The organism is Catalinimonas locisalis (assembly GCF_038039535.1).
GTDB lineage: Bacteria > Bacteroidota > Bacteroidia > Cytophagales > Cyclobacteriaceae > Catalinimonas.
Genome location: NZ_JBBPHP010000004.1, coordinates 228,826 through 244,112 on the forward strand (window position 1 = coordinate 228,826; position 15,287 = coordinate 244,112).

The 15,287-nt window shown below is 43.7% G+C and carries 8 protein-coding genes; 2 read left to right on the forward strand and 6 right to left on the reverse strand.

Annotated features, from left to right (window positions below; all coding sequences use genetic code 11):
* Positions 1–546: 546 nt before the first annotated feature.
* Positions 547–1,995 carry a sugar porter family MFS transporter gene (locus tag WJR50_RS08190; protein WP_341292763.1) on the reverse strand — a complete coding sequence of 483 codons (1,449 nt, stop codon included), beginning with the start codon at positions 1,993–1,995 and terminating at the stop codon, positions 547–549.
* Positions 1,996–2,263: 268 nt separating this feature from the next.
* Here WJR50_RS08190 and WJR50_RS08195 point away from each other — a divergent pair, with 268 nt between their 5' ends.
* Positions 2,264–2,716 carry a LexA family protein gene (locus WJR50_RS08195; protein ID WP_341292764.1) on the forward strand — a complete coding sequence of 151 codons (453 nt, stop codon included), beginning with the start codon at positions 2,264–2,266 and terminating at the stop codon, positions 2,714–2,716.
* 82 nt (positions 2,717–2,798) lie between these two features.
* Here WJR50_RS08195 and WJR50_RS08200 read toward each other — a convergent pair whose 3' ends face one another.
* From WJR50_RS08200 to WJR50_RS08220, 5 genes are all read right to left on the reverse strand, one after another.
* On the reverse strand, positions 2,799–4,124 hold the full coding sequence (locus WJR50_RS08200) for a TolC family protein (RefSeq protein WP_341292765.1): 1,326 nt from the start codon (positions 4,122–4,124) through the stop codon (positions 2,799–2,801).
* Positions 4,125–4,227: 103 nt separating this feature from the next.
* Positions 4,228–7,398, reverse strand: coding sequence for an efflux RND transporter permease subunit (locus tag WJR50_RS08205; protein WP_341292766.1), 3,171 nt, complete (start codon positions 7,396–7,398; stop codon positions 4,228–4,230).
* 51 nt (positions 7,399–7,449) lie between these two features.
* Positions 7,450–8,589 (reverse strand): efflux RND transporter periplasmic adaptor subunit, encoded by a 1,140-nt coding sequence (locus WJR50_RS08210; RefSeq protein ID WP_341292767.1) that lies wholly within the window; start codon positions 8,587–8,589, stop codon positions 7,450–7,452.
* An 842-nt stretch (positions 8,590–9,431) separates the two neighbouring features.
* Positions 9,432–10,628, reverse strand: coding sequence for a tetratricopeptide repeat protein (locus WJR50_RS08215; RefSeq protein WP_341292768.1), 1,197 nt, complete (start codon positions 10,626–10,628; stop codon positions 9,432–9,434).
* Between the two features lie 2 nt (positions 10,629–10,630).
* Complete coding sequence (locus tag WJR50_RS08220; protein WP_341292769.1) at positions 10,631–11,938, reverse strand: AAA family ATPase; 1,308 nt, start codon at positions 11,936–11,938, stop codon at positions 10,631–10,633.
* 336 nt (positions 11,939–12,274) lie between these two features.
* Between WJR50_RS08220 and WJR50_RS08225 the strand changes: the two genes are divergently transcribed.
* Positions 12,275–15,286 carry a PSD1 and planctomycete cytochrome C domain-containing protein gene (locus WJR50_RS08225; RefSeq protein ID WP_341292770.1) on the forward strand — a complete coding sequence of 1,004 codons (3,012 nt, stop codon included), beginning with the start codon at positions 12,275–12,277 and terminating at the stop codon, positions 15,284–15,286.
* Position 15,287: the final 1 nt, after the last annotated feature.

Genomic DNA, 15,287 nt, shown 5'->3' on the forward strand with positions numbered 1-15,287 from the left:
TGATCTTCGCTGTCCGGCTTCTGCCTATCTTCCGAGAGGTTTTCCTGCTGGTCAGAAATCTGCTGACTGCTCGCAAGATCCTGGGCAAGTACAGGTATGCTAAAGCATAGGTAGATGATGAAGAGAGGTATTCTCTTCACATAGAGTAGTGATGTGTACATAGTTATTAGTTTTAGGTTGTTAATGGTTTCGCTTTAGCTTCACTCTGAGCAATAGCTACTTTGCCTGTGCTTATTGCTACTCCCAGAATGCTTTAGATACTCCTCATTTCAGACATTCAGAGTATCTATGAACTAAGTGGAGGAGCGATTGCCAAACACCTTCAAACTGAGATAACTATTTTTTCACTTTTTCACCTTAAATAACAAATAGAGCTGTTTGTTGATTATTTCATAAGGAATAAGAAATAATGTTGAAAATTTGACACTATCAATTCCTGTTTTTTTGGTAAAAATATTTGCAGCCATATACAAAAACGAAGTGCCAGCAGTCATACGGCTACAAGCACTTTTGTTTTTGTTAAAACTTTATTTCTTTCTCCCTAAGTTAATCATTTACTACTGACTGAAGCGCTTCTTCCTTTTTGGGGTTGCCGTCAATCAGTTCGTGCTCAATTTCCTCAAGGGATTTCCCTTTGGTCTCGGGTAAGATATAGTACAGTACTACAAAACCTACTGCACAAATCACCCCATAAAGCCAGAAATTATTAGCCCAGCCCAGGTTTTCTTTGATGGTAGGAAAACTGAAAGTAAGCGTAAAGTTGCCTAACCAGTGGGCAAAAGCAGCGATTGACATGGCCGCTCCACGGATACGATTAGGAAATATTTCAGACAGCACCACCCACAGAAGCGGCGCGAGGGTAATAGAATAGAACATGACATTGGCCAGTACCAACAGCACGATAAGAAAACCTTCATAGTTGGCATAAAAGCAGTAACCTATCAGGGCATAAGTCACAGCCATGGTAGATGTACCAAACAACAGCAGGGTTTTCCTGCCCAGTTTGTCTACCGTAAGCATGGTCACTACCACTGACAGTACCATGACTGTACCAATTACCACGATATTGAGCATCATCTGCTTGAGATTATAACCAGCCGCCTGAAAAATGTCGGAGGCATAATAGATAATTACATTCAGGCCGCTCCACTGCTGAAGGAAAGCCAGAAACACTCCTAAACCTATAAACTTGAGGACTCTGGAATTTAAAAGTTGCTTAAAATTGACATGCGATACATCTTCTTTGGAAATTGTTCTCTTCACCTCTTTCACCTGATACTGGGCATATTCACTTCCTCCTATTTTATTCAGCACCCGCATGGCACTTTCTTCCTGTCCGTTTTTCACCAGCCAACGCACACTTTCCGGCACAAAAAACATGAGCACAAAAAATAAAAAAGCAGGTAAAGTTTCCGCGCCAAACATCCACCTCCATCCGGCCTGGCCACTCCAGCTTTGGGCGATCACCGCGTTAGTAGCATCCACCGGCAGCGCTGTATCCAGCAGCGATATTCGCCAGTTGACCAACTGTGCCATCAACACACCTATCATTACCAATAGCTGATTGATGGTTACAAACATACCTCTTTTCTCTGGTGGAGAAATTTCAGAAATGTACATAGGAGAAAGATTCAGAGCGATTCCCATGGCTACCCCTCCAACAATCCTGTAGATATTGAACCAGCCAAAATCCGATACCAGCGCAGTGCCTATTGCTGAAAGGGTAAAAAGAAAGCCTGCAAAAATCAGTAGGCGTTTACGTCCATATTTGTCACTCAAAAAAACGCAGGCGATAGCACCGACCATGCAGCCTACCAATGCAGAGCTGGTACCCCAGCCCTGTAAGGCAGGCGTATTTAGATTAAAAAAAGGCTCGTAGTAGGGTTTAGCTCCCCCGATCACTACCCAGTCGTAACCGAAAAGGAAACCTCCCATGGCAGCTGTCATGCTAATAAGCCACAGATATGTTTGATTGTACTTTACACTTTCTTTCATTTCAATAGCTATAAAAATAAGTTGAGATTATGATGTACGGATGATTTATGAGCCTATGGTAATAAAATCTTTTGTGATTTGCCCGCCACAATAGTCAATCTGCTTTTCTAATCTCTCTACCGCAAAGGCATGCATAATATATGAGTTCGGTACCAAATAGAGCGACTTTCTCCTGAAAATTTGTGTTTTATTATACAAAATATACTTAATTTGAGAACAATAAATACTTTAATTAAGTATATTAATAACTTATAACTAACCATATATCATGACCAGATTTAGAAGTTCAACCATTAACGTCCAGCTTACCATTTATCATCCTAAGCTGGAAACCTCTTTAGCCCTCCCTCTTCACCAATCACTGTTACCAGCGGGTTTTCCTTCTCCGGCAGACGACTATATGGAATCAGAACTGGACCTCAACAAGCATCTGGTTCGCAACCAAAGTGCTACATTTTTTGCCAAGGTAAAAGGACATAGTATGGAAGACGCCGGCATACACGAAGGAGACATTCTGATTGTAGACCGGTCAAAAGAAGTGCAAAATAATGATATTGCTGTATGTATCATTAACGGTGAGTTTACAGTAAAAAGGATTTGCTTTAGTGGCAAACAGGTTATACTCAGGCCCGAAAATCCTGCTTATAAAGCAATCACAATTACCGAAGAGCATCAGTTTATGGTATGGGGTCTGGTAACTTATATTATCCACAAACCCTGATGATAGATAAAAAAACAGGCTATCTCAGAAAATATTGAGATAGCCTGCTGTCAGTGAGAGTAAATGCCAAACTAATTTTCAGCTATTTCCAGCCACCTCCTAACGCCCGGTAAAGATCAATCAGAGAAACAAAGATTTCTTTCCGAGTATTGGTCATGCTTAGTTCAGCTTCCAGTGCCCTGCCCTGAGCCGTGATGACTTCCAGGTAAGTTGCATATCCGGCTGCAAAAAGATCATTAGAAGTACTTATTGAATTGGTAAGTACCTCAACTTCCTGTTCCCTAAGTTCAAATACCTTGGTAAAGTTATCAACCCTATTTAAACAGGAGACTACTTCCTGATAACCCCTCAATACTTTTTGCTGGTAAGTATAGAATTCTTCCAGATTGCGGGCCACCGACTGATCATACCCGGCCCTGATACGGTTTTGATTTAGCAAAGGAGCGGTTATTCCTCCTATCATTCCCAGGGTTAGTGCTTCGGGCATGTTCATCAGAGAGGGCAGGCTGGCTGTATTGAAGCCTGCATAGGGCGTAATTTCAAAGGAAGGCAAAAACTCTGCTCTGGCTGCTTCTACGTCAGCCTCTGCTGCTGCTAACCTCAACTCTGCCTGTTGAATATCGGGCCTCCGCAAAAGCATATCGGAAGGTATCCCTGCCCTAACTACTTCGGGTAAACGCTGCTTGAGAATAGACTCTCCTCTTTCAATAGGCTGAGGATACCTTCCCAGCAAAAGATTCAATTCATTCTCTACTTCTATAATCCGCTGCTGCTTTTCAAATCTCAGGCTTTTGGTTCTGAGCAACTGTGCTTTGAATTGCTGCACAGCAAGTTCAGTGGCCCGTCCACCCACTTTTTGAATTTGTATCATCTCAAGCGCTATCTCCTGAAACTCTATGTTTTTCTCTAAAGTCTGGAGTTCATTGTCCAGCCCCAGCAATTCGTAATACATACGGGCTACTTCAGCTACCAGTGAAGTAGTGATCAGATGTTTTCCTTTTTCAGTAGCCAGGTAGCGGGCATAAGCCGCTTCCTTTTTGCTTCTCAATTTTCCCCAGACATCTATTTCCCATGAGCTTTGCAAACCCAGAAAGTAGTTTTGAGTCTGATTAGCTACATTATCCCCGTTGATTGTATTGTCTAACAGGTTTTCTTTAACATTTCCCGTTCTGGCCCTAAACCTCACATCTAAAGTAGGCTGTAAAGCTCCTTTTCTGATCTGGAAGTTAGCTTTGGCCACTTCAATTCTCTGTACCGCGGTGAGCAAATCCAGATTGTTATTAAGGGCAACCTCAATAAGCTGCACCAGCTGAGGGTCATTGAAAAAATCTTCCCAAATCAGGTCTCCCATACTGATGGTATCAGTACTTCCTGTAAAGGTAGAAGGGAGTTGAGTAGTACGGGGCATCTGGGGTGGTTCTGCTATTTTACAACTGCTGACCAACCCCACAAAACATAGAATATATAAAGATGTATTGATTATCTTGTTCAAACGCATAACTATATTTCACTTAATTACTTGAGAGAGAAACTTTCACTTTTTGAGAATCTTCGGATTGAGAAACTTGATCATCCTTCTTCTCAGTAACTTTAGCGAAAAGTACATACAGCCCTGGTATGAGGATCAATCCCGCTATGGTCCCTATCAACATACCACCTGCTGCTGCCGTACCGATAGACCTGTTTCCTATCGCACCGGCACCGGTAGCCAGACATAGAGGAATAAGACCGGCAATAAAGGCAAAGGAAGTCATCAATACAGGTCTTAACCTGGATACTGCTCCCTCAATAGCTGCTTTCAATACAGAGGCTCCTTCTTCTCTTCTCAGTATCGCAAACTCCACGATGAGAATGGCATTTTTACCGAGAAGGCCGATCAGCATGATTAAGGCCACCTGCGCATAAATATTGTTCTGAAGACCGAACAGGTGCAAAGCCAGGAAAGAACCAAAAACACCCGCTGGCAGGGAAAGTATTACAGGCAAGGGCAGAAGGAAACTTTCATACTGGGCAGCCAGAAGCAGGTACACAAATACCAGACAGATGATAAAGATGTAAATCGCCTGGTTTCCTGACTGCACCTCTTCTCTCGTCATACCATACCAATCGTAACTGTATCCTCGGGGCAATTCTTCTTTGGCCACTCTCTGTATTGCAGCAATAGCATCTCCACTACTATATCCCGGCGCAGGACTACCCTTAACCGTGGCAGAAGTATACATATTGAAACGAGTAAGCTGCTCCGGGCCGTATACTCTTTCCATGGTTACGAAGGTAGAGTAGGGCACCATTTCTCCTTTATCATTTTTTACATGCAGACTCAATACGTCTTCCGGTTTAGCGCGGTACTCAGGAGCGGCCTGTATCATCACATCATACATTTGCCCGAACCTGACAAAATCTGAAGTATACAAACCTCCCACCAAGGTCTGGAGCGTTTTCATCGCAGAGGTGATAGATACTCCTTTCTTAGCGGCCATATCCTGGTCTACGTGTATCATGTACTGGGGAAAACCGGGATCAAAATCAGTAAAGGCATTATTAATTTCAGGAGCCTTGGTTAAAGCAGCAATGAAGTCATTTGTAACCTGAGCTGTTCTTTCCAGGTTACCACTTCCGGTGCGGTCCAGTACCTTCATCTGAAATCCACTGGAGTTACCAAAACCAGGAACCGTCGGTGGAAGAAAAAATTTGATGCGGGCATCACTGATGTACTCCGTTTTTTCTTCAAGCTGACGGATAACTTCCTCTATGCTTTCCTCACGTTCTTCCCAGTTTTTGAGATTTACCATGCCCATGCCGTAAGCAGCTCCTGACAAACCATTGGTAATACTGTAGCCTGCCAGAGAAGTAAAGGATTCCACTGCACCAACCTCTCCTGCTGCCTCCTGAATTTCATCCAGCACTTTTTTGGTACGCTCTACTGTCGCTCCCGCCGGAGCGGCCACATCTACATAGATCATACTCTGGTCTTCAGTAGGGATAAAGCCCGTTGGAAGTATGCGGTTGACACCCCAGGTACCGGCAAAAAAGGCCAGCAGCAACAATACGGTAACTACTCTCCTGCCTGCCAAATATGAAACACTGTGTTTGTAACCATTGGCAAAAGCGAAATACCCCTGATTGAACTTGTGGAAGAAACGCTGCAACAAGCCTTTTCTCTTCTCAGCGTGATGGGTATTTTTAAGAAAAAGTGCACAGAGAGCAGGCGTTAACGTGAGTGCATTGACCCCCGAGATAACAATAGCTACTGCCAGCGTAAGCGAAAACTGGCGATAAAAGATACCTACCGGACCCGAGAGAAAAGCTACCGGAACAAATACTGCAGACATGACCAGAGTAATGGCGATAATCGCACCGTTGATTTCGTGCATGGCAGCAAAAGTCGCTTTACGCGGAGACATTCCGGTTTCTTCCATTTTCGCATGTACTGCTTCTACCACCACAATTGCATTATCCACTACAATACCAATAGCCAATACCAAAGCAAATAAAGTCAGCAGGTTGATAGAGAAGCCCATAAGCTCCATAAAGAACAAGGTACCAATGAGAGCAACCGGAACTGCCAACGCAGGAATGAGCGTTGACCTAAAGTCCTGCAGGAAGATGAATACCACCAGAAATACCAGAATGTAGGCTTCCACCAGAGTTTTGACCACTTCATGAATAGAGGCATCTAAAAATTCTGACACATCATAACTGATCTTATAATCCATACCGGGAGGGAAAGAGCTGGCTTTCAGATCGGTCATACGTTCTTTCACCCTCTGAATCACTGCTCGGGCATTGGAGCCTGGCTGCTGGATGATCATGATAGAGGCTGCAGGTCTTCCGTCTGTCCTTGAGATCCTACCATAGTTCAGATTACCTAATTCCACATCAGCTACATCTTTGAGCCTGAGAATTGACCCATCATTATCTGCTCTTATTACCAGATTTTCATACTGTTTAGGTTCATCAAACTTCCCGGTATAGCGTAGTACATATTGGAGCATCTGCGGGAGTTTGTCATTACTGATACCTACAATTCCCGGTGCAGCTTCAATATTCTGATCCTGAATAGCCCCGATTACCTCATCAGTAGAGACCTCATAGGCTGTCATACGGTCAGGCTTGAGCCATACCCTCATGGAGTAGTCTTTGGTACTCATCATTTCCGCATAGCCTACCCCTGGTACTCTTCTTAGCTCCTGAAGCACATTGAGGTCAGCAAAATTGTAGATAAACTTTTCGTCCAGCGAGGTATCCTCGCTCATCACATTGATGTACATGAGCAGTCCTTCTACCTCTTTTTCGGTAGAAACTCCAGCTTTGACAACTTCTTCCGGTAAGTTATTAACAACCGTAGACACACGGTTCTGCACTTCTACTGCTGCCATATTAGGGTCCGTGCCAACTTCAAAAAATACTTTGATCACATTAGTACCCCGGTTACTGGATACTGAAGTCATGTAGGTCATCCCGGGTACACCGTTGATTACTTTTTCCAGCTGAGTGGCTACGGTACTGGCGCCTACTTCCGCGTTGGCACCTCTGTATTTAGCTCTTACTTTAACCGAAGGTGGGGCAATATCAGGAAAGAGTGCTATGGGTAGAGTAAAGAATGAAAGTACTCCCAGCAGCGTAATGAGCAGAGAAATCACCAGGGAGAGTACAGGTCTCTTGATAAAGATATCAAACATTTTTTCTATCAGGGCTTAGGGTTAGAGAATTATACATTTGTGTACAGCTGATCATGGATTCTGTGCAATCAAACTATCCATTTCTACCGGCTGGGGGGTAATTTTCATCCCTTCACTGATATTTTGAATCCCTTCGTACACAATTTTGTCACCAGCCTGGAGCCCAGACTCTACGATATAATAATGGGAGAAACGAAGCTTGGGAACGAAGCTCCTCATCCTTACCTGATTGTTAGCGTCTACTACAAACACAAAATTTTTGTCCTGAATCTCAAATACAGCTTTCTGGGGGACCATCAGGGCATTATTGATCGTATTATATAAGCTTACTCTACCGGTGGCTCCATGTTTTAATATTTTGTCAGGATTGGGAAAGTTCGCCCGGAAAGCAATTGAACCAGTACTAGCTTTGAATTCACCTTCCATTGTTTCTATGCTACCCGGATAAGGATAACTGCTTCCATCCGCCAGGGTAAGGGTAACGGCATCATTCTGCTCGGTAGGATCATTGGCTTTACTTTTTACATACTCCAGGTATTCTCCTTCAGAGACATTGAAGTACACATAAACCGAACTGATATCGGATGCGGTAGTGAGGAGGGTTCCATGATCTATTAAGCTTCCTCTTTTAAGAGGAATACGGTCAAGTATGCCATCAAAGGGAGCGCGGATACTGGTATACGAGAGGCGCATCGCGGCGTTGGACTCAGCTGAGCGGGCCTCTTCAATGCGGGCATTCATAGCATCTAGCTTAGCCTGTGCCACTTCCAATTCAGTATTGGAGATCACATTTTTATCAACCAATACTTTCAATCTATTTACTTCCAGTTCCGATGCCTTGGCCTCGGCAATTGCACTTTTCAGATTAGCCTTGGCTTTTGCCAGTTCTGCCTTGTATTCCTCATCATTGATTTTGAAGAGCAACTGACCCTTTTTTACTTCCTGGCCTTCATCTACATAAATTCTTTCGAGAAAACCTTGTACTCGTGCACGCAGCTCTACATTCTGTACTGCCTGTACGTCTGCTACATAGCTATGATGTAGTACGGTGTCTTTCACCATTATCTCCGTCACAGGAAGGCTCTGCATTTCTCCTTTCTGTTCTGCATTCTGTGCGCTTTCATTACAGGAAGCAAAGAACACTACCGAAAAAGGTAAGAGTAGGTGAAATAGATTTATTTTAATATTCATGAAAAATATTTTAATAGTGAAATTAATGACTAAACATAGCTGGGCAAAAGTGCCGAAAATCAGTAAACCTTAAATCGGTGGCGATGAAGCCGAAGCGCTTAGAAAGGGTTAAGCCGAAACAAATTGAACTGAAGTTTAAAAGCCTGAGGGCTTCTTGCCCAACTGATAGTAGTATGTATTTGTGTCTTTTTTAACCAGGTCGACAAAAGAAAAACACGTAAAAAATTACATACTATATATTGATTATTAACTATATCAGAAGTGATAAGATGATACTTGTCCTCCAAATTAATAATCTCCATTTATCTCTTATTATTCAGTTAATCAGTTAGAAATCAGGGCAGAAGTAAGCTTTTTGGCGGCAGTTTTTTTAGCATCCTTGTTACTAAATAATGAATGAAAGGGCCAAAAACATCTACAATTATAGTTAAAAACTTACCTCAATAGTTATAAAAAATATAAATATAAGTCAATTTAACTTCAATGTCAACGTACACGCCTATTCATCTATCGAAAAATGCGCGCAGCAATCGGTAAAACTTTATGTGGGTTAATGGTATGCGGAATATGGGATGTTATGCAAAAAAATGTAGAGAAACCTACCAAAAAGCCTGCTGAATATCATTCAATTAAGATGGCTTATATGCTAACATCGCAACACCTTACTTATTAATAAGTAATATCGTACCACAATTGTTTAACAAAAACATACTATAATACTAATAAAAAAATGGACTAAGAAGTTCAGTAAATATATTTTATCTTTTTGCAAATAAAGTATCAACCCTGCAGCTTATGGTCTACTTTAACTGCTACACCTGATAGCAAGCCAAACCTATCTACTACTCCATCAGGGAAGCTACCCATGAAAAAGCCACCGCACCGAATAGCAGAATTCCCCAGGCTGCCCAAGCGCTTTCCCCCATAAAGTAAGAGGTGTACACGCCCCAAAGCCCTACCCCAATAAACGAACAGGCAAATACGCCCATCGTAATACGCTTTCTGGGCCTGATACTGGAATCAATAAGATAAATAGGTACGATAGATAAGCCAAGGGCAAATGCCAGTCCGAAAAAGCTACTGTCTACCAGCAGTGAGAGTATGAGACAAAAGGCAGCCACCAAAAGTATACAGATGTTGATTTTGGTCAGCTGATAGTTTTCTTTGGTCATCAGGTAGCTGCCGTAGCGGTCAAAATAGAGAATGATGTCGCTTAGCGGACCGGCAAACCAGCTCCACAGGATCAGTAGCAAATAAAAAGGCAGTAGTAAAGGAAGTACTTTTACAAGGATGATCACCCCGATATACAGCGCAAATTTATTCTTCCTTCCAATCTTTTCTATCCACATGGAGTACTGCAAAAACTTGCGGTAAAACCAGTTGGTAGATTTGATTGCCTGCATCATACCGGCTTTGGTAAATTCATTGGTAGGATCTTTCTGCAAAGCCACTGAGAAATGCTCTTTGGCTTTTTTTACCTCGCCTTTTCTCAGATAGTGATAACCCATATTCGCCTGAGTAAAACTATTCTCCGGGTCTTCAGCGAGCATATATTCCAATCGCTCAAAAGCCTCTTCCGAGTGTCCTGCTTTATTTTGTGCCAGAGAAAGCACATTGTTACATAAAAGGTCATCAGGATAAATTTCCAGACCTTTTTTGGCATATGCAATAGCCTCAGTATGTTTCTGAGTATCCAAAAAGATCACAGCTTTTATCGCATAATATCCTGATGCATAAGGATTCAATGCTAAAGCCCTGTCAATGGCAGTATGCGCTTTCTTATATTCTTCTCTTGCCAGATACACCCTCGCCTGAATGCCATAAGCTTCTTCATTTTCCGGATTGAGACCGATGGCTCTCTCAGCAGCTTCAAGTGCATTTTTGTACTCGTCTTTTTTAAGATAAAGCTCTGCCTGCAAAATATGCAGGTCATCTGAGTCGGGAAACTCGGCCAGTGTTTCGGCTATTTTTTGCTGGGCAATGTCCAGCTTATCTCTTTCAATAAGCAGGTGAATTCTGGAAATATGTTCGGCGAGCATGCTTACAATTTTAGATAGGAAATGATATCATCATAAATACCGGAGACATTGGCATAGAGCGCATAGTTTTTGGCGGTATTGAACCAGTCTTTGGTACTGGGACGTACTTTTTTGCACTGGGCCAGCAGATCGCTGGTCTCAATAGCTTCTACTTTGCCGCTTTTCATGGAGCGCCTTAGTTTTTCTTCTATCGCCATATCTACCAGCAGTTTAAGATCAGCGCCACTAAAGCCTTCTGACTTAGCCGCAATTTTAGCATGGTCTATCTTTTGGATAGGTTTACCTTCCAGCAATAGCGTAATGATTTTCTCACGAGCGTCTTTATCCGGTGGGGGTACAAAGATGATTTTATCAAACCTGCCCGGCCTCAGGAAAGCGGAATCCATATGCCAGGGAGAGTTGGTAGCTCCGAGTATGAGAACACCATCATTATTGGCATTGACTCCATCCAGTTCTTTGAGAAACTGGTTGATGATATTTCTACCGGCCGACTGCTTCAGGTCATTTCGCTTACTGCCCAGCGCATCAATTTCATCAAAAAACACCACGCAGGGCGTATTTTTCCGGGCCAGTTCAAATTTCTGATGAAGGTTCTTTTCACTGCTGCCCAGCCACATATCCATCACTTCTTCTATACCCACCGAGAGAAAACGTGAGTCAATTTCACCGGCAGTAGCCCGGGAAAGGTAGGTTTTGCCACAACCGGGAGGACCGTACATCAGAATTCCGCCTCCTGCTTTCTTACCATAAGCTTTAAAAAGTTCAGGGTTCTTCAGCGGCTGAATGATCTTCATTCTGATCTCATCCTTAACTTCCTCCATACCACCCACTTTGGAGAAATCTATATCCGGCTTTTCAAGAAAGGGATTGTAAGCATCTTCCTCCGACGCATCACTTTCATAAACATGAGGCTGGGCAGGCAATTTTAGCTGGGCTTCAATCTCTTCATTTTTCCATCCCGTTAGCCTGATCTGAAAAGATTGGTATTGGTCAATTGCCTCCTGTAACTGTCCGTCATTGATCAGAATCTGCAGATAAACTTCCACCAGCTTCTCACTCAATGTATTTTTGAGCAACTCTTCACAGATAATCAGCGCAGGGCTGAAATTTTTCAGATAAGCATAACACTGAGCCAGGTAGAGCTTGATTTCATCATCTGCTTCGGTTTGCAGAATAATGTTAAAATGATCTTTTGCCCGCTCATATTCAGCATTTTTGAACAATGCTTTGCCCACCTGCTTTCGCAGCAGAACATTATCAGGAGAAGCCTTCAGAGCATTTTCCAGTGCTTCCAGTGTGTCTTTATCCACTTTATCAGTATAAGGTTAAATTTTTTCAACTGACTAAATTAGCTGGAAATACAGTAGCAGACTTTGGCATAAAGGCCCTGTTCAAACGCGGGTGATTTTTACTCAAAAAAGGCAACCTTCTTTAACTCAAATGTGAAGTATGGTTGGTTTTACTTTGTATGAGCCTATCCGTTTTCCAGAAATAAACTTCCAGTCAGAAGCCAAACTTAGATTTGTAGAGAAATGCTGTTATCAGTATATTGATAGATAAAATTTACAACAACCTATGCTAGATAGTCAGCGGAACCTGGTCTTGAGGAATCTTACCGCTTACTGTCAGCGAACAATGCTTTTTGTATGAAAGCTACGGATATCAGATTTTTATTACCCGCTATGCTGCTCTTCCTGGCAGCAGCGATTTTCAACCAGTGCGCTGAGAAGCCCTCAGCGAATCTGCCTGAAACCGTAGACTTTAATTTTCATATCCGCCCTATCCTGGTCAAAAACTGCTACCTCTGCCATGGTCCCGACTCCAGCAGCCGTGAGGCAGAGCTACGGCTGGATACTTTTGAAGGGGCTACCGCGCTGAGAGAAGGAGATACTTATGCTGTATTGCCCGGCCATCCCCAAAAGAGCGAAGTGATCAGACGCATTCATGCCGATGATCCTAATGAGGTAATGCCTCCCCCTGAAAGCAACCTGAGCCTGAGTGAGCAGGAGAAGGCGCTGCTGGAAAAGTGGATTGCCCAGGGCGCAGAATGGAAACCCCATTGGGCGTTTATCCCTCCTGAAAAAACCGATATTCCCCGGGTAATAAATGAGGAGCAGCCAGACAATGAAATAGATGCATTTATTTTGGATAAACTTGAAGATCAGCAAATTGCTCCGGCTCCACTGGCATCTAAGCAAACACTAATCCGCCGATTGGCCTACCTATTGACTGGTTTGCCTCCCCATCCGGCTGATGTGCAGAAATTCCTGGCAGATGAAAGTCCCGCTGCTTATGAAAAAATTGTGGATCAATACCTGAACTCCCCACAGTTTGGCGAACGCTGGGCCAGACACTGGATGGACCTAGTGCGCTACGCGGAAACCAAAGGCCATGAGTTTGATTATCCGGTACAGGGCGCCTGGCAGTACAGAGATTACCTGATCCGGGCTTTCAATGAAGATCTGCCCTATCCACAACTCATCAAAGAACATCTAGCGGGTGACCTGCTGGAATCTCCTCGCTGGCATGCGGAAACAGGACGTAATGAGTCGGTACTGGGCACTACTTTTTTCACCTTAACGGAAGGGAAACACAGCCCCGTAGACCTGGTAATTGATGAGTCCGAAAGGGTAGACAACATCATAGATGTGACGAGCAAGACTTTTCAGGCGCTCACCGTTGCCTGTGCCCGCTGCCATGACCATAAGTTTGATCCCATCCCTACCACTGACTATTATGCACTCTATGGAGTGATCAAAAGTAGCCGATTCAGCATACACGATGCTGACTTAAAACTGGAAGAAGTAAAGGATCTGGAAAAGCTCCAAAAAGTCAAAGAAAATATCAAGGCTTTGGTAGCTGAATCCTGGATGGGGAATGAAGTGTTGCCGGTACAAAAGGCTGCTTTACATGAATCAAATGAAGAAAAAAGGGTTGAAGCTGCCTATGAAGTGATTGGAGACTTCAGAGGGCAGGATTTAGATGGCTGGCAAAGCATTGGTAAGGCTTTTGGCGGTCAAACCACACTGGGAGAACCTGTCTTCAACACAAATGCTACCCAGCTCATTCGTCTTTCAGAAGGAAAAGCTTCCAGTCGAACTATCAATACCGGTGTAGTCGGCGCTTTACGCTCACCCGACTTTACCATCACCAAGGATTTTATCGGCATCCGCACTTTGGGTAAGCAATCTTCCATCCGCATCATCATAGACAATTTTCAGCTCATCCAGGATCCTATTTATGGCGAGCTGGAAATGCGGGTAGATCAGGATAAGTGGCATAACTATACCGTGGATGTCTCTCCCTGGCAAGGGCAGCAAGCTTATATAGAAGTGATTCCCGGTTATTTTGACAGGCATTATTATAAACTTCCTCCCGATGCATTTGTAGAAGTGTCTTACGCCCTGGCTTATGATGAGGAATGGCCTGATATGCCTGCAGTGCAAGCTCCTCAAAACCTGAACCTATACCAGTTAGTACAACAGTGGGTCAAAGGACAGAGCAGTTCTGAGGAAATAAAGTTCTTGAATCAGTCACTACGACAAAAACCTCTGAAAAACCTTTCTGCTGAAATTCAGCAACTCTATCAGTTGAAACAACAATTAGCGCTTAACTTCAGAGACACTGCCTTTTTTGCAGGGATTACCGATGGCTTTAGCATCAACAGCCCGGTCTTTGTCAGAGGTAATCCTAAGACCCCTTCTGAAGAAAAAGTACCGCATCGCTTTCTTAGCAGTATTCCCACAAAAGATTCTGTTTTCAGATCTTCAGGAAGTGGAAGAATGGAACTGGCCGAAGCCATTGCCAGTCCTGATAACCCACTCACCTCCCGGGTGATGGTCAACCGGATCTGGCACTACCTTTTTGGCAGAGGCATTGTGGAGACTGTGGATAATTTTGGCTTGCAGGGAAAACTGCCCACGCATCCGGCTCTACTGGATTACCTGGCTATCCAATTTCAGGAAGAAGGCTGGTCGCTGAAAAAAATGGTGAAGATGATTGTCATGTCAAAAACCTTCCGAAGAGAAGTAATCACCGGAGCGGCTTTACCAAAAAGTGACTCAGAAAACCTTCTGCTGTCCGGCTTTCCATTGCGTCGGCTGGAAGCTGAAGCCATTCGCGACGGTATGCTCACTGCATCCGGCCGGCTGGACTCCAGCATGTACGGACCTTCCGTTCCTGTCCACCTCACAGAATTTATGCAGGGGCGGGGACGACCACGGAATTCCGGTCCGCTGGATGGCAATGGCCGACGCAGTATTTATGTAGAAGTCAGAAGAAACTTCCTGTCACCCATGATGCTAACTTTTGATCGCCCTATCCCCTTCTCTACTTTCGGCAAACGCAATGCTACCAACGTACCGGCCCAATCGCTGATGCTGATGAATGATCCTTTCGTAGCCGAGCAGGCGGAAGTGATGGCCAGAAGAGTCCTTACTCAGGAAAAACTAAGCCTGGAAGAACGTATCCAGTGGATTTATCAGTGGTCATTTGCACGTAATGCCAAAGCCGAAGAAGTGAATCAGGCTAAAGCCTTTTTACAGCAGCAGGCAAAAACACATGAGGTATCTCAGGAAAATCTTATGCAGTCGATAGAAGTCTGGCAAGACTACTGTCACACCATTTTTAACATGAAAGAGTTTATCTATCTGATCTGAG